26 protein-coding genes and 1 pseudogene are annotated in these 25,169 nt (G+C 33.7%); 12 read left to right on the forward strand and 15 right to left on the reverse strand.

What is annotated here, in order from left to right:
- Positions 1 to 43 precede the first annotated feature (43 nt).
- The 3 genes from EAI80_RS06995 to EAI80_RS07005 are packed head-to-tail and all read left to right on the forward strand — an operon-like array spanning position 44 to position 1,775.
- Complete coding sequence (locus EAI80_RS06995) at positions 44 to 541, forward strand: LytTR family DNA-binding domain-containing protein (protein WP_129981468.1); 498 nt, start codon at positions 44 to 46, stop codon at positions 539 to 541.
- Positions 541 to 1,380 (forward strand): hypothetical protein, encoded by an 840-nt coding sequence (locus tag EAI80_RS07000; RefSeq protein WP_129981469.1) that lies wholly within the window; start codon positions 541 to 543, stop codon positions 1,378 to 1,380. The genes EAI80_RS06995 and EAI80_RS07000 overlap by 1 nt, the downstream gene beginning before the upstream one ends.
- On the forward strand, positions 1,377 to 1,775 hold the full coding sequence (locus EAI80_RS07005) for a GHKL domain-containing protein (RefSeq protein WP_129981470.1): 399 nt from the start codon (positions 1,377 to 1,379) through the stop codon (positions 1,773 to 1,775). The genes EAI80_RS07000 and EAI80_RS07005 overlap by 4 nt, the downstream gene beginning before the upstream one ends.
- 96 nt (positions 1,776 to 1,871) lie before the next feature.
- On the opposite strand, the gene EAI80_RS07010 is transcribed toward EAI80_RS07005, so the two are convergent.
- Positions 1,872 to 2,306, reverse strand: coding sequence for an HD domain-containing protein (locus tag EAI80_RS07010; protein WP_129981471.1), 435 nt, complete (start codon positions 2,304 to 2,306; stop codon positions 1,872 to 1,874).
- Between the two features lie 130 nt (positions 2,307 to 2,436).
- Here EAI80_RS07010 and EAI80_RS07015 point away from each other — a divergent pair, with 130 nt between their 5' ends.
- Complete coding sequence (locus EAI80_RS07015) at positions 2,437 to 3,015, forward strand: TetR/AcrR family transcriptional regulator (RefSeq protein ID WP_129981472.1); 579 nt, start codon at positions 2,437 to 2,439, stop codon at positions 3,013 to 3,015.
- Here EAI80_RS07015 and EAI80_RS07020 read toward each other — a convergent pair.
- Genes EAI80_RS07020 through EAI80_RS07035 form a run of 4 tightly spaced genes read right to left on the reverse strand, consistent with a single transcriptional unit; the run spans position 3,012 to position 6,213 of the window.
- Positions 3,012 to 3,410, reverse strand: coding sequence for a DUF956 family protein (locus EAI80_RS07020; protein ID WP_129981473.1), 399 nt, complete (start codon positions 3,408 to 3,410; stop codon positions 3,012 to 3,014). The genes EAI80_RS07015 and EAI80_RS07020 overlap by 4 nt on opposite strands.
- A gap of 47 nt (positions 3,411 to 3,457) precedes the next feature.
- Positions 3,458 to 4,375 (reverse strand): PTS system mannose/fructose/sorbose family transporter subunit IID, encoded by a 918-nt coding sequence (locus EAI80_RS07025; RefSeq protein ID WP_129981474.1) that lies wholly within the window; start codon positions 4,373 to 4,375, stop codon positions 3,458 to 3,460.
- A gap of 20 nt (positions 4,376 to 4,395) precedes the next feature.
- Positions 4,396 to 5,211: a PTS mannose/fructose/sorbose transporter subunit IIC gene (locus EAI80_RS07030; RefSeq protein WP_129981475.1), complete on the reverse strand. Its 816-nt coding sequence runs from the start codon at positions 5,209 to 5,211 to the stop codon at positions 4,396 to 4,398.
- Positions 5,212 to 5,226: 15 nt separating this feature from the next.
- On the reverse strand, positions 5,227 to 6,213 hold the full coding sequence (locus EAI80_RS07035; protein WP_129981476.1) for a PTS sugar transporter subunit IIB: 987 nt from the start codon (positions 6,211 to 6,213) through the stop codon (positions 5,227 to 5,229).
- 393 nt (positions 6,214 to 6,606) lie between these two features.
- Here EAI80_RS07035 and EAI80_RS07040 point away from each other — a divergent pair, with 393 nt between their 5' ends.
- The 4 genes and pseudogenes from EAI80_RS07040 to EAI80_RS07055 form a co-directional block, all read left to right on the forward strand.
- The gene (locus EAI80_RS07040) at positions 6,607 to 7,941 is read left to right on the forward strand and encodes an MATE family efflux transporter (protein ID WP_129981477.1); all 1,335 of its coding nucleotides are present in this window, start codon (positions 6,607 to 6,609) and stop codon (positions 7,939 to 7,941) included.
- Positions 7,938 to 8,492, forward strand: coding sequence for a TetR/AcrR family transcriptional regulator (locus tag EAI80_RS07045; protein ID WP_129981478.1), 555 nt, complete (start codon positions 7,938 to 7,940; stop codon positions 8,490 to 8,492). Before EAI80_RS07040 ends, EAI80_RS07045 begins: the two co-directional genes overlap by 4 nt.
- Positions 8,493 to 8,616: 124 nt before the next feature.
- Positions 8,617 to 10,410, forward strand: a complete 1,794-nt coding sequence (locus tag EAI80_RS07050) for an oleate hydratase (RefSeq protein WP_129981479.1) — start codon at positions 8,617 to 8,619, stop codon at positions 10,408 to 10,410.
- Between the two features lie 509 nt (positions 10,411 to 10,919).
- Positions 10,920 to 11,117: pseudogene (locus EAI80_RS07055) on the forward strand (transposase); the annotation flags it as partial.
- A gap of 126 nt (positions 11,118 to 11,243) precedes the next feature.
- On the opposite strand, the gene EAI80_RS07060 reads toward EAI80_RS07055, so the two are convergent.
- From EAI80_RS07060 to pckA, 6 genes are all read right to left on the reverse strand, one after another.
- Positions 11,244 to 11,684: a recombinase gene (locus EAI80_RS07060; protein WP_129981481.1), complete on the reverse strand. Its 441-nt coding sequence runs from the start codon at positions 11,682 to 11,684 to the stop codon at positions 11,244 to 11,246.
- A gap of 413 nt (positions 11,685 to 12,097) precedes the next feature.
- Positions 12,098 to 12,820 carry a Type 1 glutamine amidotransferase-like domain-containing protein gene (locus tag EAI80_RS07065; protein ID WP_129981482.1) on the reverse strand — a complete coding sequence of 241 codons (723 nt, stop codon included), beginning with the start codon at positions 12,818 to 12,820 and terminating at the stop codon, positions 12,098 to 12,100.
- Positions 12,821 to 12,906: 86 nt separating this feature from the next.
- Entirely contained in the window at positions 12,907 to 13,386 is a 480-nt protein-coding gene (locus tag EAI80_RS07070) for an S-ribosylhomocysteine lyase (RefSeq protein WP_006504607.1), read from the reverse strand.
- Positions 13,387 to 13,454: 68 nt separating this feature from the next.
- The gene (locus tag EAI80_RS13355) at positions 13,455 to 13,631 is read right to left on the reverse strand and encodes a hypothetical protein (RefSeq protein ID WP_161220298.1); all 177 of its coding nucleotides are present in this window, start codon (positions 13,629 to 13,631) and stop codon (positions 13,455 to 13,457) included.
- 16 nt (positions 13,632 to 13,647) lie between these two features.
- A complete protein-coding gene (locus EAI80_RS07075; RefSeq protein WP_129981483.1) occupies positions 13,648 to 14,283 on the reverse strand; it encodes a 3'-5' exonuclease in 636 nt (211 codons plus the stop codon).
- Positions 14,284 to 14,314: 31 nt separating this feature from the next.
- A complete protein-coding gene (pckA, locus tag EAI80_RS07080; RefSeq protein WP_129981484.1) occupies positions 14,315 to 15,907 on the reverse strand; it encodes a phosphoenolpyruvate carboxykinase (ATP) in 1,593 nt (530 codons plus the stop codon).
- 249 nt (positions 15,908 to 16,156) lie between these two features.
- Here pckA and EAI80_RS07085 point away from each other — a divergent pair, with 249 nt between their 5' ends.
- Together EAI80_RS07085 and EAI80_RS07090 are read left to right on the forward strand one after the other, a co-directional pair.
- Entirely contained in the window at positions 16,157 to 16,939 is a 783-nt protein-coding gene (locus EAI80_RS07085; protein ID WP_129981485.1) for a zinc dependent phospholipase C family protein, read from the forward strand.
- Positions 16,932 to 18,158 carry an MFS transporter gene (locus EAI80_RS07090; RefSeq protein WP_129981486.1) on the forward strand — a complete coding sequence of 409 codons (1,227 nt, stop codon included), beginning with the start codon at positions 16,932 to 16,934 and terminating at the stop codon, positions 18,156 to 18,158. Before EAI80_RS07085 ends, EAI80_RS07090 begins: the two co-directional genes overlap by 8 nt.
- Positions 18,159 to 18,174: 16 nt before the next feature.
- On the opposite strand, the gene EAI80_RS07095 is transcribed toward EAI80_RS07090, so the two are convergent.
- Entirely contained in the window at positions 18,175 to 19,224 is a 1,050-nt protein-coding gene (locus tag EAI80_RS07095) for a helix-turn-helix domain-containing protein (RefSeq protein WP_129981487.1), read from the reverse strand.
- A 138-nt stretch (positions 19,225 to 19,362) separates the two neighbouring features.
- Here EAI80_RS07095 and EAI80_RS07100 point away from each other — a divergent pair, with 138 nt between their 5' ends.
- Together EAI80_RS07100 and EAI80_RS07105 are read left to right on the forward strand one after the other, a co-directional pair.
- Positions 19,363 to 21,216 (forward strand): beta-glucoside-specific PTS transporter subunit IIABC, encoded by a 1,854-nt coding sequence (locus EAI80_RS07100; RefSeq protein ID WP_129981488.1) that lies wholly within the window; start codon positions 19,363 to 19,365, stop codon positions 21,214 to 21,216.
- 2 nt (positions 21,217 to 21,218) lie between these two features.
- Positions 21,219 to 22,631 carry a DUF1593 domain-containing protein gene (locus EAI80_RS07105; protein WP_129981489.1) on the forward strand — a complete coding sequence of 471 codons (1,413 nt, stop codon included), beginning with the start codon at positions 21,219 to 21,221 and terminating at the stop codon, positions 22,629 to 22,631.
- Positions 22,632 to 22,667: 36 nt separating this feature from the next.
- Here EAI80_RS07105 and EAI80_RS07110 read toward each other — a convergent pair whose 3' ends face one another.
- The 3 genes from EAI80_RS07110 to EAI80_RS07120 form a co-directional block, all read right to left on the reverse strand.
- Positions 22,668 to 22,904: a DUF4177 domain-containing protein gene (locus EAI80_RS07110; RefSeq protein ID WP_129981490.1), complete on the reverse strand. Its 237-nt coding sequence runs from the start codon at positions 22,902 to 22,904 to the stop codon at positions 22,668 to 22,670.
- A 76-nt stretch (positions 22,905 to 22,980) separates the two neighbouring features.
- Complete coding sequence (locus EAI80_RS07115) at positions 22,981 to 23,517, reverse strand: DUF6560 family protein (RefSeq protein ID WP_129981491.1); 537 nt, start codon at positions 23,515 to 23,517, stop codon at positions 22,981 to 22,983.
- Positions 23,518 to 23,609: 92 nt separating this feature from the next.
- Positions 23,610 to 24,713 carry a 5-methyltetrahydropteroyltriglutamate--homocysteine S-methyltransferase gene (locus tag EAI80_RS07120; protein WP_129981492.1) on the reverse strand — a complete coding sequence of 368 codons (1,104 nt, stop codon included), beginning with the start codon at positions 24,711 to 24,713 and terminating at the stop codon, positions 23,610 to 23,612.
- Positions 24,714 to 25,169: the final 456 nt, after the last annotated feature.

Genomic DNA, 25,169 nt, shown 5'->3' on the forward strand with positions numbered 1-25,169 from the left:
TTATTTCTTGATATCGATATGCCTCATGTTTCAGGATTAGAACTTGCGAAAGAATATAAAAAAAAGACATCAAAATGCGTTAATTATCTTTATTACCAGTCATAATGAACTGGTTTATAAAGCATGTAATATACATCCTTTTGACTTTATTAGAAAAGAGAATCTAGATATAGAAATGCCTGATGTATTAGAAGAAATCAACTATCATTTGTCTCATTTACATCCAAGTGTGACATTCTATATCAATGGAAATGCCTATATAATAAGAAAAGAATCTATTCTTTATTGTGAAAGCTTCAATCATCAAACAGAGATACATTTTGATACATCTTCTATTACTGTCAATATGCAGCTAGGTGATGTAGAAAAGACGATTGATTCAAATCATTTCAAAAGAGTTGGACGTTCTTATCTCGCAAATATGAAAAAGGTGACTAAGCTAGAAGGTACAACATTATATATAAGTGAGCATTACCAGATACCAATAAGCAGAAGAAAGAAAAAGCTTGTATTAGAGTATATGAAGGAGGTGCATCATTGATGTTAGAAACAAATAATATAAGTTTCATCGCATTATCTTTGATGGTGTTGTCATTCTTCTATTATGTCTATTCTATCAGCATTAAAGAGAATTTAATCAAGTTTATTGGTTCTGTACTATTATTATCATCTGTTTCTATTATTTCTTCTATGTTCATACATAATGGACTTATGAGTCTATGTATATTAGGTTTATGCCTCATTCTGTTTAAGCAGGACAGTGTTCTAGAATGTTTATTTATATCTCTCTATTTCATATTTCTAAAGGTTCTTACCTATGTTCTTGTGGCATGGGGCATCAATATTTTCATATATGATCTAGTTTTACCTATTCATGATACAATCTATGGTTCAGATATCCTTTTATGTGTATTTTTACTTCTTACAGGACATTTATTTAAGAATTATTTACTGCGTATTAAAGAATATACCGCCTTCTATCTTGGTATCCATTCTGTATTAACACTTATCTATCTGTCCTATCTTATTACTATTTTCAAAAAAGGTTCTCTTCCCCTTGAAAGTTCTATAGAAATTGTATTGATTACTATTCTTGTGATGTTGATCTACCAGATGGTTAATAGAATACTAAATATAGAAAAAGAGAATTATCTAGTAAAATTAAACAATGAGGAACTGAAATTCAATAAGAAAAATTATGAAAATATCATTACTCATATGAATGAAATCAGAAAGATCAAGCACGATATGAATCATATGTTGTTGTCATTACTGGAAGATTGTGAAAAAAAGATTATGAATCACTTCATAATCATATTAATAACCAATTACGTAGAATCAACGAAACACAAACAGTGGATACAGGGAATGCATCTTTGAATCTTATATTAGCTTCTCAATTATCTAAGATTAAAGGTAAGAATATTGAATTTATTGCCAGTCAATTTGATGATGATATCCCTATGGATAAAGTAGATTTCTATGTATTACTAGGTAATCTATTAGATAATGCGATTGAGAATTGTACATCAAAGTCTATTAAGAAGATTATTCTTGATATTTATAAAGAGAGTAATGATTTCGTTATTGATATTAAGAATACCAGTATCAATAATCCTCTTGTAGATAACCCAAACTTCAATACAACTAAAGAAGATTGTGGTCATGGGTTTGGAATGCGTTCTATTATGAATATAGTCAATAAGTATCATGGAGAGATCACCTATGATTACTCATATCGTTATTTTAGTGTTCAAATCAAAATAAAAAGCTAAAATAAAGCTATATTGGCAACCACTACAATCCTATATGATACATATAACCAGTAAGCGACTTTTCACTTCGATTTAAAAAAAGCTAGAAATTCTAGCTCATCTTCTAAACAATGTCTCTTCTATGGCACAAATCTTATCTGCAATACATACTATCCATGCTTCAGTACATGTAGGAGGAACAGGAGTCAAAGGAAACATATGTCTAATTATAATATTTTTAACTCGTGGTGAGAGTGTATAATCCTTTTCTGCATTTCTAAAAGCGCATTCTGGATGAGTAAAGCCATGAAAATGTCTTCCTTTTCCATCATGCCAATCATATAAGAAATAATCATGAAGTAATGCACCAATGACTAAAGCATCCATATTAACCTGTATTGGGAGCCATTTAGCTATTCTGACACTCATACGTGCTACATTGACACAATGTGCATAGACAGAAATAGAACCGTGTTGAATATAGTTCTTAGTTTCATTTAAGCGACCAGCATTTTCTAAATAACGTAATTTTTTTTGAATAATATATGTCATTTATATATCCCCTCTTGTTGAAACCAGCAATCTGGCTGTATTATAATATAAATAATTGAAACAATATATGGTCAAAACACAATAGAAATGTTGCTAAAGATACATATTGTATAGAAAATGGGTAATAAGAATGGAGAAAAAGACAGATAGACGAGTTGTCAAGACAAAGCATGCAATATTTAAAGCTTTTGTAGAGCTGTTAAATGAAAAAGATATAAATCAAATCACAATTACAGATGTTGCGAAAAGAGCCAATATTAACCGTAAAACATTTTATAATTACTATTCAGATATCAATGATGTCATGAAAGAAATAGAAAATCTAGTAGTCGCAGCTTTCATCAAAAACATTGGTACAGTCGAGTTTACTAATATGTCTGATTTCTTAACCGAAATCTTTATTAAGTTTACAGAAACAGTAAATCATGATCTAGAATTCTATGGTTTACTTTTTAATACAAATAACCGTTCTTTTCTTATTGTAAAGATTGTAGATATTCTTAGAAAATATGTACAACAGCGTATTGAAGAAACAGAAACACTAGATCAAAAAAGATTTAAAGTAGCAGTTGATTTGTGTATTCCTGGTATTATATCTGTATATATGAATTGGTTTACAAACAGTTATGATTATTCTATAGAAGAATTATCTAGTCTTCTAACAGACTTTATTCTTAATGGAATACAAAAAAATTGGCCAGGCAATTAAGCCTGACCATTTACTTTATGTCGATAATTGGAGTCAAAAATGTATCTTAATCCTCGTTTAATAATGGTAAAGAACGTAGGGGAACGATACATTTTTTCTTTTGGAAAATGATTTCCAACCACCTGTAATGTTTTCACATTATCACGTGTAGAGAAAGTAAAATGTCCATTGTTTTTAGTGAATATTGCGAAACGTGCAATTTTCTTATTAAAATATACAGAAGCACTGATATAATCAATTTCTTCCCATGGAATCTGAATATAGTCTTCTTTATTCTTTTCGTTATAGAACTCAAAGGCCTTGTCCCCTACCATGACATCCCCATAGTTAGTTAAACCATTGAGTGAAGTTGCTTTAATTGAAAAATCAACTTTTGTATTTTGTGATTGTGCCATTTTATTTCCTCCTTAAAATTAAGAGGCAGTGAAACTGCCTCTAGTAATTACATAATACCGATAACTCTTGCAACGATACCAACAACGAATAATGCGATGATGATAACGATTGGAGATACCTTTTTCTTTAATAAGTAACAGCATAATAATGTAAGTAATAATGCTGCTAAGCCAGGGATTAACTGGTCTAAGTTCTGCTGTAAAGTAGTAACCTTAACCTGGTTTAATCCATTACCACCAAGTGAGTTATACTGAGATAATGCTTCTTTGATACCTGCAGCACCCTTTGGTAACTTATCCCATTCGATATAAGCACCTTTAGACTGAGTAACCTGAGATACTACTGGAGTAAAGCTGATTGATACCCATCTCTGTACTAATGCACCGATGATGAACATACCAAGGATAGAAGCACCTTCAGTAACTTTACCAAGGAGTCCTCCTGACATATCCTTAGCAATAGAAGTACCTACTTTGTAACCGAATTCCTGTGTATACCATAAGAATGCGATACGTATTAAGTTCCATACTACGAAGAATAATAATGGTCCAACAATGCTTCCTGATAATGCAAGTGAAGCACCTAATGCACCTAAGATTGGTCTTACTGTAAACCAGAATACTGGGTCACCAACACCAGCAAGAGGTCCCATCATACCAACTTTAACACCCTGTACAGTCTGGTCATCTACAGGCATACCATTTGCACGTTCTTCTTCAAGTGCTAATGTAACACCCATAACTGGAGCTGATACATAAGGATGTGTATTATAGAATTCTAGATGACGCTTTAATGCAGCGGCTCTATCTTCTTCAGTCTTATATAATTTCTTGATAGCTGGGATAATTGAATAACACCAACCACCATTCTGCATACGTTCATAGTTCCAAGAACCCTGAAGGAACTGATGACGCCAACATACGTCCATTCTATCTTTTTTAGATAGTGTAATCTTATCTGCCATAATGTTCGTCCTCCTTCAGATTAATAGTCGTTTAAGATGTCACCAAGTGGATCTCCAGATCCTCCAGTGCCACCATTACCTTTACCAGCATTGTCTTTTAATCCAAGATAGATTAAAGCAAGAACTACACCAATAACACCTAATGCGATTAAAGTAAGTTCTGAGATAGCTGCTAAAACGAAACCAAGAGCGAAGAATGGCCAAGTTTCTTTTGTAGCCATCATGTTGATAACCATTGCATAACCTACAGCGGCAACCATACCACCGCCAACAGCCATACCACCAGATAACCAAGCTGGCATAGAATTTAATGCACCTGTTACAACCTTAGCTGGAACGAAGCAAAGGATAACTGCTGGGATCATAATACGAAGACCCTGCATTAAGATTGCAGCAACCTGCCATCTTTCAATAGCCTTGTAGTCACCTTTTTCTGCAGCCCCATCCATGAAGTGAACCATAGGGATTGCAAGAGTACGACAGATCATTGTTAAGAATAAACCTGCAACTGATAATGGTACTGCAACAGCGATAGAAGTATTGATAGCGTTAGTAACGTTTGTACTACCACCCTGTAAACCTAATACCATGATGATTGCTGAAGCAACTGATGCAAGAGCAGCATCTGGTGCAACAGCAGCACCAACGTTTGCCCAACCAAGGGCAATCATCTGTAATGAACCACCAAGGATGATACCTTCCTTTAAGTGTCCAGTAACTAAGCCGATTAACGTACATGCTACTAGAGGCTGATGGAACTGGAATTCATCAAGAATACCTTCCATACCTGCAAGTAAAGCAACAATCGCAATCAGCACAATTGAAATTGCTGACATAAATTATTTCCTCCCTTATTTAGACAATCCTTCTTTAGCTTTGTTAAGAATTGCATTGATGTTATCAGGTGAATCATTTGGTACTTTACGTACATCAAACTTAACACCCTTAGCCATAATCTTTTCAATAGTATCTACATCATCCTGACTCATTGATACGGCTTTAGTACAAACGACTTTACCCTGTGAATGAGCCATAGAACCTAAGTTCAATGTCTTGATGTCAACACCACCTTCGATTGCACGAAGTGCATCCTGTGGGTTTTCAAATAATACTAATGCTTTTGTGTTACCAAAACGTGGATCCTTAGCAACCTGGATCATCTTATCGATTGGTACTACGTGAGCTTTAACACCTGGAGGTGCTGCCTGAATAATCATTTCTTTTCTAAGATCATCATGAGCCACACCATCAGATACAACGATGATACGGTTTGGCTGAGTTGTCTTAGTCCATGCAGTCGCAACCTGACCATGTAATAAACGTGAGTCAATTCTTGCTAATACATACTTGATGTGACCATCACCAATAACTGTTCCTTCAGGAATAGCGCCCTGAGGTGCTGGTGCAGCAGCTGCTACCTTTTCTTCCTTCTTAGGTTCTAGTGTTTCAGGTTTTGGTTTAACACCATCTCTTGCCACTTCAGTGACATGTGTAGCGATTTCATGAGCTGTTTCCATAGACATACGAGATGCATAAGTTTCAATCAACATTGGTAAATTTAAACCAGTGACAATTGCCCACTTATCTTCATGTCCATTAAGTAAAGCACTTGCCTGATTGAATGGTGTTCCACCCCAAAGGTCTACAAGGAATAATACTTCATCCTGATTTTCAAAACCAGCAATCGCTTCTTCCATCTTTTTGCGAATATCATCTGGTCCTTCGCTAGGCATTAATGTGCAGGCTTTAACGTTAGCCTGATCACCAAAGATCATAGATCCTGACTGGAAAATGCCTTCTGCGAATTTACCATGGCTCGCAAGGATAATTCCTACCATTTTATCTCCTACCTTTCATAATTGTAAGTAAGTAGAGAAAATATACCCAATATGTATATGGACATCTATACATATAACTTATATATTCATCTAATCCCTAACAACTTATAATTCTAGATAAATACAGTTACTCCTCGAAATATATCTCCTATTTACTATGCCCCCATTATATCACTATCATTTTTCATTGCAATAATCCCGATTTAGGAATTATAAATACCATACTTATACACATAATATACCATATTCATAAAAAAGTTGACATCATATCCCATATATGATAATGTCTATGTACAAAACCTTTTGGTTGTGGATTTTTGTAAGAGAAATCTTATTTTCGCCACACAGCGTTTTTTACGTTGTGTGGCTTTTTGTATGTTTAGGAGGAAAATTATGAATCAAGATTATATGAAAACAAAACCTATACTCCCTTTAGTACTCTCGATGAGCTTACCAATGGTGTTATCAATGCTTGTTAATTCTCTCTACAATATCGTAGATAGTTTCTTTGTAGCGCGTATTAGTGAGAATGCGATGAATGCTTTATCTCTAGTATTCCCTATTCAGAACCTTATTACCGCGATTGCCGTAGGGTTTGGTGTGGGCATGAATGCAGTGATTGCATTCTATCTAGGTACAGAGGATCATAAGAAAGCTGAAGATTCTATGGCACAGGGATTATTACTTTCTGCAATACATGGAATAATCTTAATGATTGTATGTGTTGTGTTTATTCCTAACTTCTTAAAATTCTTTACAAATGATCCTGTTGTATTAAAGGATGGGATATTATATGGACGTATTGCCTTCTCATTCTCTTTTGTGATTCAGGTAGGTATTGCCTTTGAAAAGATCTATCAGTCTTTAGGACGTATGGCTCTCACTATGAAGATTATGATTATAGGATGTGTCACAAATATTATTCTAGATCCTATTTTAATATTTGGTTTAGGTCCTATTCCTGCAATGGGTATTGCAGGAGCTGCGATTGCGACTGGTATTGGTCAGACAGTTCCTTTTATTCTATATCTATATTATTATAAGGTAGATTTACCACTACGTATTCATAAGGAAGCTTTAGATAGTACTCAATATTATAAAAAGTTATATGGTATTGGTATTCCTGCTACTTTAAATATTGCCTTACCTTCTGTTCTTATTTCTGTATTAAATGCGATTCTTATTTCTTATTCAGCTATCTATGTCGTAGTACTAGGTATCTATTATAAGCTTCAGACATTTGTCTTTATGCCATCTAATGGAATTATCCAGGGTATTAGACCACTTGTTGGATATAACTATGGGGCTAAAGAATATAATCGTATTAATAAAATCTATAAGCTCACTCTTGGTTTGAGTTTAATTATTATGATTGCTGGAACACTTCTTTGTTTTGTATTCCCTAAAGAAATCATGGGACTCTTTACCAAGAATAAAGAAACACTTGATGCCGGTGTGATTGCCCTACGTATTATTAGTATTTCCTTTGTCTTCTCTTCACTCTCGCTTACTTCAGGAGGTGTACTAGAAGGGCTAGGTATGGGTATTCCATCACTCATTATTTCTTTATGTCGTTATGTAGTCATTATTCTTCCATGTGCTTATATTCTTTCTTCACTACTTGGACCAACTGGTGTATGGCATGCTTTTTGGATTACAGAAGTATTTACTGCAGTTATTTCTCTACTTATATATAAGAAGAAAAAGAAGGATTCATTTAACTTATGAGTGAAATCACAAAACATGCATTAGAAGATTCTTTAAAGGTATTACTCTTAAGAAAACCTTTTAATAAGATTACGATTGGTGATCTCACAAAGGAATGTGGTATTAACCGTATGACATTCTATTATCACTTTACTGATATGCATCATTTACTTTCCTGGATCATCTTGGAGGAAATACATCAATTACTATTAAATACAAATATCTACCCTGAAGGATTTATTTGTCTTCTCTATAAGATGAAAGAAGACAAGATCTATATTATGAATGTATATCATTCATTACACCAAGAAGAGTTTCAAAGCTATTTATCCCCGATGATTCAAGGACTACTTAAAATGAAGATAGAGGAAGAAGCCCAAGACATATCTATCAAAGAGTCAGATAAAGAATTTATTGCTCGTTTCTATTCTTATTGTATTGTTGGATTATTGATAGACTGGTTGAATGATGACATGAGAGAAGATCCTGAAAGATTATTAGATAAGATGGATGAAATCATGCATGGATGTATCAAAAGAGCTCTTAAAAGATTTGAAATTCATCAAAATTAATAGTTTGATTAAAATTTTTACACTTAATTGGTCATGATAAGATATTTATCATGGCTTTTTGTTTGTTTAAATAAAAGTGATAAAATATGATTTATACCAGAGTCATATCAAGGAGGTAACTATTATGTATTATTCATCAGGAACTTACGAAGCATTTGCACACCCAGAAAAACCAGAAGGTGTTGAAAAGAAATCAGCTTATATTATTGGAACAGGTTTGGCAGGTTTAACTGCTGCCTTCTATCTTGTAAGAGATGGACAGATGCCTGGCAATCATATTCATTTATTAGAAAAGCTAGAACTTGCAGGTGGAAGCTGTGATGGTCATAAAGATGTTCATAAAGGCTTCTATATGCGTGGAGGACGTGAAATGGATAACCACTTTGAAATCATGTGGGATGTATTCCGTGATGTACCTTCTATTGAAACACCTAACGTATCTGTATTAGATGAATACTATTGGCTTAATAAGCATGACCCTAACTACTCTTTATGTCGTGCAACAGTCAATAAGGGCGAAGATGCGCATACTGATAAGCTATTTAAATTAGATAAAGATAGCGCAATGGCATTGTCCCAGCTCTTTATTACACCAGAAGTTAATCTAGAAGATAAGAAAATTTCAGATGTATTACCAGAATCATTCTGGGAGACTAATTTCTGGCTATATTGGCAGACTATGTTCGCCTTCCAGAAATGGTCTAGTGCGTTAGAAATGAAGCGTTATTTATGTCGTTATGTGCATCATATTGATGGTTTACCAGACTTCAGTGCTTTAAGATTTACTAAGTATAATCAGTATGAAAGTATGATCTTACCTTTAATTGAATATCTAAAGAAGCATGATGTAGATGTTCAGTTTGGTATGGATGTCAAGAATGTCGTTATTGAGGATGTAGATGGTAAGAAAACAGCTAAAGAACTTATTTATGTAAAAGATAATAAAGAACAGTCTGTTCCTTTAACTGCAGATGATTTAGTCTTTATTACTAATGGATGTTGTACTGATACATCAAGTTATGGTGATCAGACTCATGCACCTGATTTATCTCATATTGTGAATGGTCAGGGTGAATCATGGGATTTGTGGAAGAATATTGCGAAACAAGCTAAACATGACGAATATGGACATCCCGATGTATTCTGTAGTGATACAGAAGCAACTAACTGGATGAGTGCCACTGTAGAAACATCTAATGAAGATATTATTCAGCATATTATGAATATCTGTAAACGTGATCCTCGTGCTGGTAAAGTGACTACTGGTGGTATAGTGACTGTTAAGGATAGTGTAAATAATTGGTTCCTATCTTGGACTATTAACCGTCAGCCACAGTTTAGATCTCAGAATAAAGATACAGTACTTGTATGGCTCTATGCTCTTCATACTGATACAGAAGGTAACTATATCAAGAAAGCTATGAGAGATTGTACAGGTGAAGAAATCTGTCAGGAATGGCTTTACCATATTGGTATGGATGAAAGCAAGATCAAAGACTATTCAGAAAATGCATGTAATACAACAACATGCTTCATGCCTTATATCAATGCCTTCTTCCAGCCTAGAAAGAATGTAGACCGTCCTAAAGTTGTACCAGAAGGTGCAGTGAACTTCGCATTTATTGGACAGTTCGCAGAAACACCAAGAGATACTATCTTTACGACTGAATATTCTATGCGTACAGGTATGGAAAGTGTCTATACATTACTGAATGTCGATCGTGGTGTACCTGAAGTATGGGGTTCTCAATATGATATCAGAGAATTATTAAGAGCCGCTTATTATGCAGTAGATAAGAAGAAGATTAGTGAGTTACCATTAAACTTCAAGGAAAAGATGCTTTTAAAGACTGTATTAAAGAATGTAAAAGGTACAGATCTAGAACTCTTATTAAGAGAGACAGGACTTATAGATTAGGGTCTATAACAGGTGAACAACTCATTACAGTTTCATAAAAAGCAAAGAGCGGACCGACGTCCGCTCTTTTGTGGTATATTTAGTTTGCAATGATACACCAACAAGATTATAAGGTATATCAGACATATGCACTACTAGATTTTCATATTTCTTTTGAATTTCTAAAGTGAAAAGTTAAATTCCACTTTAATGAATGCATAAAGTGTAGTTTATAGCATGGACATCCATTCCAATTATTATTACTATAATCATAGGTAACTCTCCTTATTTGTTTGCGGTAATCCCACAATACTATGAATTTTTTGTTTCTACTCAAAATATAATGGTAAATCCACGATTGAACAATTAAGGAGAGTTACTTTTTTTGTTTTCTCGTCATTTTATATTATCTAATAAATCGTCACTGTGATGGTTGTCCCTCCAGAATTGGAAGATACATAAACGACTGCAAGGAACTTGATGAATTTCATAAGGAAGCAAGAAAAAATATTACATGAGAAAGAGGTAAAAAACTCGTGTACAAGAGAGATAACAAAGCAAAAGAAACATTCGGTGATTTCAAAGAGAGTTACGGTCATGACAGACTCTACAGAAGAGGACATGACAATGTTCAGGTGGAGATGGATCTTGTTGCAATGGGGCATAATATCAGGAAATACCACAAACTGAAGATGAAACAAAAACGAAGAGATCAAGAAGATGTTTAGATTATTTATCAGATGATATTTTTTAAAGAAATAGAAAGGTTCTTTTTAAGTGCGTCTAAAATATGAAAAAGAGCTGTAACGCCCAAGGTAGTAGTAAATACTATCTATTCGTTACAGCCCCCCCTTTTAAAAAGGATAGAATGGATTGGGACTTTCTGGATCATTATAAATAGCACAGTCCATCTGCCATATATCCATAGAATCTTTAATCAAAGAACATAAATCATAACAGTCTTCTTTATCTACTTTTCCATAGTCAACCATAGATTTATAAAATTTCTTAATACTTGCCGCAGTTGATTTAATATTACCAGGCGTAGACCATAAACATTTACGGATATAGAAATTTCCTAAATAATCATCAAGCATATTAAGCCCTTCTTCCATAGGATAAGCATCCGTATATAGTAAAAATTCATTAATATAGAATTCTACATTGGAAAGATGACGGCTAATAGTTTTATCTTTTAAACCTGATTGAATAAGATCGTCTTTAAAAAGATCTAAAAGAAGATAGTTTCTTTCTTTGATTTTTTTGCATTCTTCAAGATATTGATCGTAGTCCATAATACAGCTTCCTCTCTTCATGATATAAATATCATACAATATTTATATTCACGTTACAATTTAAAAATTTGAATACCCATAAACCACAGGTATGCTATAAAAAACGTTTTTAATCAGATCCTTTTAACACGCCGTTAGCAATAATTCCCCCACATTATAGGAGGTGGGATGAATTGCGGTAAACACAGTGTTTTATTTTGCTCTTAAGAGATACAGGTTTAATAAACTAACAAGCTAGTTATCCAGCTTGTTTTTTTATATGGTGCTATACAAAAAAGACGTTTCGCATTGAAACGTCCTTCTTGTATACAATTATGTTTTAAGGGGAGAGTTAAAAACAATTTTCTTTTGCTCTTGTGTATTAAGATATTTTTTAAGGGAGTTTCTTAATACATTTATAATATAACCCCTCTTTATGAATCCAATGTGAACATACAATCTTTTTCTTGTATAAGTGATTGTTTTCCTTTTTCTATTTTATAAGATAGTCCATGAATCACTTCTTTGCCTTCATGAATATGGATAAAGCTTCCATCTACTAACACAATAAATGTTCTTTTGGCACTATCAGGATAGGCAATATCTTTGAATATATGTACACCATCTAAACAATCATCATGTATTTCATTATAGTGCGGAATGATCATTGTTTGAGTGAGTTCTAACCCCGGAAGATATCTTTGATACTTCTTATCCAAATATTCTCCTGGGAGTTCAGGCATGGCGTATACAGTCTTTGCACAGTTCATAGAACCTGCACTGACGCCTACTATCACACCTTCATACTCCTTCAAATACTTCTTTAAGTGGATTTCTCTAAAGAACTTGTTTTGAGTAGGCACATGTCCTCCTCCAAGTATGATAAGATCTGATTCTTTCACTAGTTCTTCTGTCTTCTCTTTGTTTCGATCATCCAGAATAGTAAATGTATCCACCAAGAAATGACTATTCATCAAGGCTTTCTTTTGGTAGTTTCCCCATTCATCATTATGTGGCGTATCAATTGGATCAGATGGTATATAAAGACAACGAATATGACGAGGAAGAACATCAAAAAGAAGAGAACGGAAACCATTCTCTTCATTAATATATTGACCATTTAATGTTAAGTTTGAGCTTGTCAGAAATAAATGCATAATAATACCTCTCTTTACTAGTATACATACAAGTAAGTAATTAATCAATATATGTACGTACAGGCAAAAAGACTTCCATGGAAGTCTTAGTCTGGATATACTAAATGTTCTTCTGTAATATTTTTAAGAGTGTTATCTAAAAATCTTTTCGCAACAATCTTAGTAAGAGGTAAGTTCATATCTAAATAGTTACCACAATCTCTTGCCGCAGCACCTGGAACATCACCTTCAAATTCAGCCATGAAAGTAAACATTTCAGTCACTAATCCTACAACATCCTTAGATTCTAAATCTCCTGCAAGAATCATATAGAATCCTGTACGACATCCCATAGGCCCAAAGTAAATAACTTTTTCAGCCCATTCCTTATGATTTCTTAAGAAAGTGGCACCTAAATGTTCCATTGTATGGATTTCAGCTGTATTAATAACAGGTTCTCTGTTAGGTGCTGTCATACGTATATCAAAAGTAGTAATGACTTCTTCTCCTACCTTATCTTTTCTAGATACATAAATACCTGGTAATAAAGTTAAATGATTCACTGTAAAGCTTGCGATTTTGTTCATGTTAGTTCTTTTCCTTTCTATCTCCAATTAGTTCATATAACAATTATATACAATATTAACAGTTGAAGTCACTTTTTCAAGCCTTTTAATCTCAATATATCAATTCTCTTATCACGTGCAATTCTTGCTTCAGAAATACTCATTGTAGGTTGTCCACTTAATCTTTCTTCTTCCACTTCCAATACACTTCTACGCAAATCTAATAATTGTTTATTTCTTTCTAATTCATCTTCTTCAACAAACATCTTATGATCATCCTTTCTATTTCTTATTCTTTCTTTTCTTACGATAATTCTCTATTGTCCCAAAGTTATTGAAGATATCTTCCATCATCATTTCATATACAATATGCGTAATTTCACAATCATTCACTGCACGATGTGCATGAGAATAATCAATATGATAATGATCTGCAAGATCCTTGAGTCTATAGCGTTTCAAATCTTCATGTAAAAGTTTTCTTGCAATCTTCAATGTATCAATATAATCATTTTGAAAAAGGACTCCATAATCTCTTAGAAGTGCATCATAGATGAAACGAATATCAAAACGGACATTATGACCTATGATCATATCATCCCCTATGAACTTAATATACTCTTTAAGGACATCTTTTTCCCCTCTTGCATCATGTAACATACGATTAGAAATGCCTGTGAGATTCTCGATAAAATCACTTATATAGATAGTTTTATCCTTATCTAGTAAGTCTACAGGTAATTGATCTCTTAACGGGTTAATGAGTTCACTAAAGCGTGCCACCTCTTTGTGATTGACATACTTAATAGCTGCGACTTCTATCAGTCTTTCTGTTTCAGGACTAAGTCCTGTAGTCTCTACATCTACTACAATATAAGTATCAGGATATTCTATTTTACTTTTCCCTATTTCTCTCATAAAACCTCCAAAAAAGCCACATAAGTGGCTTTTATTTCTTAGGATGTGGTCCTGCTTTTCTAATATTTTCTGGCATATGTGGATACTTAGTATTGAAGTTTGCTTCAAACATCATAGCAAGTTCATTAGCCATATCTTCATATGCTTCCTTATTAGCCCATGTATCCTTAGGGTTTAATACATATTCTGGGACTCCAGGACATGATTGAGGGACATGAAGATTAAAACGTGAATCATAATAATAGATGACATTATCTAATGATCCATTGACTGCTGCAGTGACCATAGCACGTGTATATGATAGTTTCATACGTGAACCAATACCATAAGGTCCACCATTCCATCCAGTATTTACTAAATAAACCTTAGTACCATAGGCTTCTAGACGTGAACCAAGTAACTGTGCATAAATACTTGGCTCTAGAGGCATGAATGGTTCTCCAAATAGTGTAGAGAATGTAGGCTGTGGTTCGCTGATGCCTCTTTCTGTACCTGCAACTTTAGATGTAAATCCAGTAACGAATTGATACATTGCAGCATCATGATCAAGTCTAGAAATTGGTGGTAATACACCAAAGGCATCTGCAGTTAAGAAAATAACGACTTTAGGTACTCCACCTACTCCTGGAATCTGGGCATTTTGAATATATTCAATAGGATAACCGACACGTGTATTTTCTGTAAGTGTACTATCATCATAATCTGGCTGTCTAGTCTTTGCATCTACAACTACGTTTTCTAGTTCTGAACCAAAACGAATAGCACGATAGATGTCTGGTTCTCCTGTAGGAGATAAGTTAATTGTCTTTGCATAACATCCACCTTCAAAGTTGAAAATTCCTTCTTCACTCCATCCATGTTCATCATCCCCAATCAACATTCTATTAGGGTCTGTAGAAAGTGTTGTTTTACCTGTACCTGATAAGCCAAAGAAGATAGCTGTTTCTCCAGTATCTGGATCCATGTTTGCTGAACAATGCATAGGGAGAATGTTTTCCTGTAAAGGCATGCAATAGTTCATGATTGTGAAGACTGATTTCTTGATTTCTCCTGAGTATTGTGAACCTACAATAATAACTGTACGTTCTGTAAAGTTAATAATAATAGCTGCTTCTGAGTTAGTATGATCTACTTCAGAAATGCAATGGAACCCTGGAGCAACAAGGATAGTATAATCAGTCAGACCAAAATTATCTAATTCTTCTTTTGTAGGCCTAATCAATAATTGATGGATAAATAGGTTCTGACATGCGAGTTCATTGATGACAGTGAATTTACGACGGTATTTCTTATCAGCTCCAGCAAAGCCTTTAAATACGAATAATTCTTTGTCACTCATATAGTTAAGTACTTTTTCTTTTAATGCATTGTAGTTTTCTACACTCATGGCTACATTGACATCACCCCAGGCAATCTGTTCATGTACCTCTGGTGTATCTACAATAAATTTATCATGTGGTGAACGACCAGTATATTTTCCTGTTTTTACAACTAACGCACCCTGGTCAGTTAATAATCCTTCTTTACGCTTTAAAGCGTATTCTACTAATTTAGCAGGACATAAATTATAGTGTGCTTTACCTGTATAGTTTTTAATTCCTGCATATTCGAGTGTCTTTTCCATAAAGTAACCCCTTTCGTTTTGTCTGTATAACACATTATAGCATAAAATTATCTTTTTAACATACTCTATTTCCTAACAGTTATTGTGATTTGCGTAAATTTTGTATTTATTTTTTTGAAATGGTTGAAATATTCACCAAAAATAAGTGTTTACGGTATAATGAAGATACACAATCTTAACAGAAACGTAATCTATTTTTGATTTATGTTAAGAAATACTAGCTTATAATAGGTTTCAGGAGGTTTTTTTATGCCAGCAGGTTATACACATTATGTTTTTGGTGAACAGGTTTTAAGTCAGCTTGATGAAAACATCAAGAAAAGGATCATGCCCTACATTGATTTATATCATATAGGGATTCATGGTCCAGATATTCTTTTTTATTATGATGTCTATAAGAAGAATCCTGTAAAATCATTAGGGTTTGGAATGCATCAGCTTCCTGCCACAGATTTCTTTAAACATGCAAAAGAACTCATTAGACAGGATGCCACAGATGCAACACTCGCTTATACTATTGGATTTATTACTCACTTTACATTAGATAGTTCTTTACATCCTAAAATTGGTGTATTAGAGAATACTTTATCTATGACCCACAGCTTACTAGAATCTGAATTAGATAGAGAATTACTTGTAAGAGTTAGAAAAGATCCTTTGACTGCCAATTTAACAACTCATATTCATCCTGATTATACCAATGCACAGGTGATTGCACCATTCTTTGATTTAAAAGCAGAAGAAGTAGATAAAGCATTACATGATCTACTATTTATCTTAAAGTGGCTTGTTGCTCCTAGCAAATTGAAGAGAAACTTTGTCTTAGGTGTAATGAAGTTAGGTGGTATGTATGAAGAATATAAAGGATTACTTATTAACTATGAAAAAGATGAACATGCTGCCAATGATATCAATCATTTAATAGAAATGAAGGATGAAGCAGTACCTTTAGCCGTATCACTCATTAATGAGTATGTTGACCATCTTGATGATGATTACTTAAACGAAAGGTTTAATAGAAACTATGAATAAACTAACTAAACTAGAAAAATACTGGATCTTGTACGATGTCGGTAATAGTGCCTTTATCCTACTTGTTGCTACTATAGTTCCGATTTACTTTAACTATCTTGCGTCTCTCGCAAAGATCAGTGAAGTCAACTATTTAGCTTATTGGGGATATGCATCTTCTCTCACAACTCTTATTGTCGCTATTATTGGACCAGTGCTTGGTTCTATTGTCGATACAAAAGGCTATAAGAAACCAATCTTTACTATTAGTATGATCATAGGTGTAATGGGCTTAGCCTGTTTTTCAGTTCCTAAGTCTTGGATTATATTCTTAGGTGTATTCGTTATTGCGAAGATTGGTTATAATGCAAGTCTGATTTTCTATGATTCCATGCTTCTAGATATTACAGACGACAAGCGTATGGACTATGTTTCATCTCAAGGATATGCATGGGGTTATATTGGAAGCTGTGTGCCTTTTGTAGTCAGCTTGGTGTTTGTCTTATTCTATAAAAAGATGGGTATTCCATTTAACGGTGCTATGACAATCGCCTTCTTAATCAATGCATTATGGTGGTTGGGTATGACATTACCACTCTTAAAGAACTATAAACAGGTAAATTTCGTAGAGAAACAAGAACATCCTATTCGTGAGAGTTTTAAACGTTTAGGACATACTCTTTCTACTTTAAATGAAGATAAGAAAGTATTCTTCTATTTGATTTCTTTCTTCTTCTATATCGATGGTGTTTATACAATCATTGAAATGGCCACTGCCTATGGCAGTGCCCTTGGGCTTAATACCAACGGATTATTAATTGCCTTATTAGTGACTCAGATTGTTGCTTTCCCATTTGCGCTCATCTTTGGTCGTTTATCTAAAAAATACCCAACAGATAAACTTATTAAAGTATGTATTATTGCCTATACCGGTATTGCCTTATTTGCGATTCAGTTAGATAAACAATGGGAATTCTGGATTTTAGCTATTTTTGTAGGTATGTTCCAGGGCGCTATCCAGGCATTATCTCGTTCTTATTTTGCGAAGATTATTCCACCTCAGAAATCAGGTGAATACTTTGGTTTATTTGATATCTGTGGTAAAGGGGCATCCTTCATGGGTACAACTCTTGTAGGGCTCATTTCACAGCTTACAGGACATATAAACTATGGCGTGGCAATGATTTCAGTCATGTTTGTGATTGGATTCTACTTCTTCCAGAAAGCGGCAAAATTATAAGAGGCATCCGCCTCTTTTATTTTGCCTGGAATTGTTTTCTATAGTCTCCAGGAAAACCACCAAAATAAGCATTAAACTTCTTATAGAAGTAGTTTAAATTAGAAAAACCACTCTCCTGTGCAATAAGATAAATAGGTTTATCAGTATTGATAAGTTCCTTTCCTACTGCTTCCATACGATAATAGTTTACTAACTTCTTAAAGGTATAGCCTGTTACTTTTTGAATGGCACGTGAGAGATAATCAGGATTATAGCCGAACTTCTCTGCTGTTTCCATAAGAGTACAATCCTGATAATGTTGTTCTATGTATTGAATGATTTCTGTCATGTAGCTCTTATTATTTTCTTTAAATTGTTGTTCCATATTCATCTGATATCTTTGTGCCATTTTTATAAACAGAAGAGAAAAATAGGAATCAAGAATAGAGATTGCAAACAAAGAAGGATCTAAATACTCGCATAAAATCATTTCTATAAGCTGCACTACATAATCATGATCATCTTCTCTATTATTAAAAATAATATAATCATTGTGCTGTGCTTTTTGATCTATAATATTTGTCAGGAAAGTCACAATCGGGTTTACCGAAGAAAATTTACTAATAAATGAGTCACTAAAATAAGAGCGATCCATTTGAAAGTTGAAGATAATATCATTTTCTGTAGGCATTAAGACTGTATGCTTTGAATTAACATCTAAAAGAATCATATCCCCTGCATGAAGTATCACTTCTTTATCATTAACAATTGCATAACAATGTCCAGAATAGACATATTTCATTTCTACATAGCTTCTTGTATGTAGTGGCACAAATGAATATCTTGTCTGTTTTGAACAATAAATCGGAAAAGCAAGAACTTCATCTGTAATTATCTGCCCATCATAAAATAAAGTATGTTTTTCTTTTGTGGTTTGATATCTATCAATTGTGAATTGAACTATTTTTTCATCGTCTTTATTAATATGCTTTTCAATGTAGTCATCTGAATGATTCGGGTGACTTTTATAATATTGTTCTTTTTTGGTTAGTGGAGTAATCCTACTTCTTAATTCTTCTATTTTCATTATTATCACCTATTCTAACTATAACATCGGTTTTTGACAGTCTGCAAGTGTGTTTATGATATTTTAATCGCTTTCATAAAACATTATGATAAGCATGTAAGTTAACTTAACAAATATCAATTTTGGAGGAAAATACAAATGGCAAAGGATTATACTTCTTTAGCTAAAAAGATTGTAGAAAATGTCGGTGGAGAAAATAATGTGATCTCACTTGTACATTGTGCAACAAGATTAAGATTTAAGCTTATTGATGAAAACAAAGTTAATATGGATGTTTTAAAACAGACTGAAGGTGTTATTACTGTAATGAAAGCAGGAGGACAGGTTCAGGTTGTTATTGGAAATAAGGTAGATACTGTCTATGATGCAGTACTTAGCTGTACAAATATTAATGCTGGTAACAGCGAAGAAATGGAAGACACAGGAAACAAAAACCTTCTTAATACTCTATTAGAGACAATTTCTGGTATCTTCTCACCAATGCTTGGTGTTATGTGTGGTGCCGGTATGTTGAAGGCATTACTTATTCTATGCACTACATTGAATATACTAACTGCTGATATGGGAACATACAAAATTCTTTATGCAGCTGCAGATAGTGTATTTAATTTTATGCCAATTATCTTAGGTTATACAGCTGCAAAGAAGTTTAAATGTAATCCATTTATTGCGATGTCTATTGCAATGTCACTTCTTTATCCAACTATGACTGACGCATACTCAGAAGGTACGAAATTGACATTCCTTACAATACCAGTAACTCTTGTAAGCTATGCTTCTTCTGTCATGCCAATCATTATTTCTGTATATGTTCAAAGCAAATTAGAAAAGCTATTAAAGAAGATTATTCCAGAAGTATGTAAGTTATTCTTAACTCCATTATTAGAACTTTCCATTATGGTACCAGCTACATTCTTAGTTATCGGTCCATTCATGGATAAGTTTGGTAAATTACTTGCATCAGGGTATACAGCTATTATGAGTTTCAACCCTATTATTGCTGGAGGATTTGTTGGCTTGATCTGGCCTGCAGCCGTTATCTTTGGACTTCATTGGGGCTTTGTACCTATCGTTATGAATAATATCGCCACTTATGGTAGAGACACATTATTCGTTATTACTGGACCTAATAACATGGCTCAGGCTGGTGCAGCACTTGGCGTATTCTTAAAAACTAAAGATAAGAAATTAAAAGAATTATCAGGTTCTGCGGCATTCTCTGCAGTTCTTGCAGGTATTACTGAACCTGCCATTTATGGTGTTACACTACCTTACAAGAGACCATTTGCGATTGCTGCTGTATTTTCATCTATTGCCGGTATGATTGTCGCTGCTGCTGGTACTAGCTGCCCTACTTTACTTGGTACTTCTATTTTAAGTCTTCCTGGCTATATTGGTCCTGGTTTTGTAGGTTTTGTGATTGCTTGTGCGATTGCTTATTTCGGTTCAGCTATTTGTACTTATTTATTTGGTTTTAATGATTCTATGCTTCCACAAAACAAAGTTGAAACAAAAGAAGAAACTACTTTAAAAGATGAAACAATCAGTTCTCCTGCTACTGGTGAGATGATTGCCTTAGAAGATGTGAATGATCCTATCTTTTCTTCAAAAGCGATGGGTGAAGGTGTTGCTTTTAAATTAACCGATGGTCATATCTACTCTCCTGTTGATGGTGAAGTCATTATGGCTGCCAAGACTGGCCATGCAGTTGGATTAAAGTCTAATAACGGCGCTGAAATACTTATTCATATTGGTATGGATACTGTTAATATGAATGGCGAAGGATTTAATGTCTTAGTTAAAGAAGGACAGAAAGTGAGTGTTGGTGATTTACTTGTTGAAGCTGATCTAGAAGCTATCGAGAAAGCTGGTTATGATAATGTAACTCCTGTCATTATTACTAATACTACTGAATACAAAGAAATTGTTCCTGCATCTTATGGTGCTAAGACTGCAAAAGAAGAAATCATTGAAGTAAGAGCTGGTAAATAATTATGTTAAACCTTATTAGAACAATCATCACTCAGGATGCTGAAGTAGATGATCAGAACTCATTAAGACATATTCTCCTTTATGCCAATGATATAGAAATACAGGGTATCGTACAGACATCATCCATCTTTCATTGGAAAGGACAACCAGGAAAGACTGGACCAAGCGATAAGGCTGATTATGATCAGCCTTATCGCTGGACTGGTGTAAAATGGATGCAGGACGTAATGGATGATTATGCTGTAGACTATAAACATCTTGTGACTCATGATGGCAACTACCCTTTTCCTGATCATTTAAGGAATCTTATTAAAGTCGGAAATATTGGATATCCAGGAGAAATGGATGCTTCTACACCAGGCTCAGAATTAATTAGAGAAAAAATATTAGATGATGATCCTAGACCACTTTATATTCAAGTTTGGGGTGGTACTAATACAATTGCTCGTGCTCTTTATGATATTGAGCAAGATTATAAAGATGATGAGAACTGGTTATCAATCAAAGAAAAAATAGAAAAGAAAGTTATTTTAACTGCCTGTGGTGAACAGGATAATACGTATCAGAACTATATTTCAGAAGTTTATCCAAACATTCAGTTTGTGAAATGTGTGATGATGAACAGTTATGGATACGGGTGGAATAATATGCCTGAAGGAAGCAGTAAAGAGACTCTTAGAGCTGATTTCATGCAAGAACATATTCTTAATAAAGGTGCCTTAATGAGTGGTTACGCTACCTGGGCTGATGATAAGTATTATGAAGGTGAAGAAAATAGATCACAATTCGGTTCAAACAAGAGTCTTCTTGTTGACTGGTGGGGAAAGAAATATGGTATGGGTACACATATTCCTTATGATTTCTTATCTGAAGGTGATTCCCCTACTTTCTTCTGTTTACTGCCATGGGGGTTAAGATGTCTTGAAGATTTCTCATATGGAGGATTATCTGGAAGATATATAAAAGATAATACTAAGAAGAATTCTAAGGGATTTACTTTAAATTACTGGAATCCTGTAGAAGACCTCTATATTGATAAATACACAGAATCTATGTGGTATTATGTTTCTTCTATTCAAAGAGATCTTGCAGCAAGAGCTTCTTGGTGTATCACCGATGATAAAGAAGAAGCGCCTGTACTATCTATCCAGGAATCTCTTGACATGAAAGCTGATAAAGGTACAACTGTAGAGCTTCATATAAATAAAGAAGAACATGTACTCTATAAAATAAAGTATTATAAAGATGCTTCTAGTTATAAAGGAAATGTTTCTGTTAGTTTAGATGATTCTATCAAGATTGAAATTCCTGATGATGTAAAAACAAATGATATCCTTCATATCATTATAGAAGCAACTAACGATTATAAGCACAAGATTTCACGATTCACACAAATTATTATCAAAATCAATTAAAAAGTGAGCTGTAACAATAGCGTTACAGCTCATTTTTTAGTCTATTCTTTCAAATACCATTGTTGCCTGAATCTTATCTCCTCCAAGGAATCCTTTTGATCCAGAAGATGAAGTAGAAATAGTATGTAACTTATATCCTTTTTCAGCCTGTAGATTCGTCAAACTCTTTGTACCAAAGCCTGTACCTAGAAACTTTTCAGTAAGTACCACCTGCAATACAACATACTTATCTCTATTATCATGTGAAGCTTTACCTGCAACATCATCCCACATAAGAATACCTCCCTTCTATATTTCTATTATAGTAGAAATGATTCTTAGCTGCGTTGAGTAAGCCTTTGACAGCGCCTTATTTAAGGTACTTATTTGATATTTCTATATTTTGTGACTTTAATAGATTCAATAAATGATCATAATTATCCGATAAAGCGTCTATCTTAATCAATTTCTTTCCCATCTTATCATACAAGATTATTGCTTCCTTCTTATCAATAATTACTTGTCCAATATCAGTGATGCATAATACCTTCTTAGTATGAAATATTCTATGTATCTCTAATTGAGAATCATCTACTTGTACACCCCATATAGATGCCCAGGCCACACCATATAAACCAATAGCCCCAAAGATAGAAGAAACATACAGATGTCCCATTTCTACTGTTTCATTACCTTTCAGATAAAAACAACTAAATACAAGAAACATAACCAATCCTAGAATGAACTGTGACATGCAGGCATACTTCAACACTGATGGTGCTTTAACTCTATAATGTGTAGTACTTATGTTTTCATCAGTCGTTTTACTAGATAAATGAGATATCACTTCGCCAATAACACCTAGCACAATCACAATAATTATATATCTAATTATCGTTTCTATCATATCTGTTTACCTCTTATAAATAAATTATATTGTATCCATTAATATACTACAAGACACAAAAGAATCCCCTAGGATTTCCTAGAGGATACTTATTAACCCCAGACTTCTTCTACGATTTCTTTTACAAGTTTTAATTTAGCCCATTGTTCTTCTTCTGTTAGTTTATTACCAATCTCACATGATGCAAAACCACATTGCGGGCTTAATGATAAGCGTTCAAGAGGTATATACTTGCTTGCTTCCTTAATTCTCTGAATTACTTTTTCTTTATCTTCTAATTCTGGACGTTTAGTAGTGATTAATCCTAAGACAACCTTCTTATCACCAGATACTTTTGCAAGAGGCTTGAATCCTCCTGATCTTTCATCATCATATTCTAAGTAGTATGCATTCACATTTTCCTCACCAAATAATAAATCAGCCACACTATCATAAGCACCTGAACTAAAGAAAGTAGAATGATAATTACCACGACATACATGTGTATTAATTTCTAAATCCTTTGGACTTGCTACAACAACTTCATTGTTAAGTTCTAATAATCTCTTTTTATACTCTTCTAATGCAGCACCAGTACGTCCTGTTAGTCCGCATGCAAGCTGCGGATTAACCATACCACCCCATACACAATCATCAAACTGTAGTACACGACATCCTGCATCATAAATTTCATAAATAAACTCAACATAAGCTTTAACTACATCTTTTGCGAAAGCCTCTTCACTTTCATAAATACTTAATGTATTTCTAAGTAGCTGTGCTCCCGTAAAGTAAGCATAGAACTGCCCTGGTGAAGGAATAGTCTGTTTAGCAACTGTTTTTTCATCTTCAAACTGTTTCACAAATTTGAAATGTTCTACGAAAGGATGATGATCACAGCTGATCTTTCCTGTGCCATAAGTATCATCAATCATTGCTGCTTCACCATCAAATGTCGTATTACCTTCTATTGTCTTTTTGTGTTCTACACCATTAAATCCCCACATAAAGTCTAAATGCCATGTAGAACGTCTAAATTCACCATCAGTGATCGTATGATAACCTAATTCTTTAATCTTAGTAATAAGTTCTATAATACATTCATCTTCTACCTTTTTTAATTCTTCTGCATTAATTGTATTATTTTCAAAATCTCTTCTTGCCTTCTTAAGTCTTTCAGGTCTTAAGAAACTACCTACATAGTCATATCTATTCATTTTAATTGTCTCCTTTTTGCGTGTGTTCATTGTATCAAAGATAATCTGTAAGTAGAAATACATATAATTGTGTGTTCTTTATAGATTGAGGCTATGGATACGATACATCAGCAATGTACTCGTATTCAAAAATAGAAAACATATTATAAGTGTTATAATCCCTTTTATACCTAGAGTATGCATAGAATTCACTAAAGGCATCATACGAACAATTGAATAGGCTACATTGAATTCTATTAATATGCATGTAGATTGTTTTCTAAATATATACTGTAATATAATCAAAACAATCATTAATGGTAATGAGGTTTTAATTAGATAGTGTCAAGAATCTTGTGTAAATTCTTATTTCCTGTAAATTAAGTTTTCAGTAGATAAAGTTAGTTGTTATCTATTAATTTGGAAACCATTGATCACGACCAACTAAACCAAAACCTTTGTGAATTCTATTCATAA

The sequence above is a fragment of the Catenibacterium sp. co_0103 genome (assembly GCF_004168205.1).
Classification (GTDB): Bacteria; Bacillota_I; Bacilli_A; order Erysipelotrichales; family Coprobacillaceae; genus Catenibacterium; species Catenibacterium mitsuoka_A.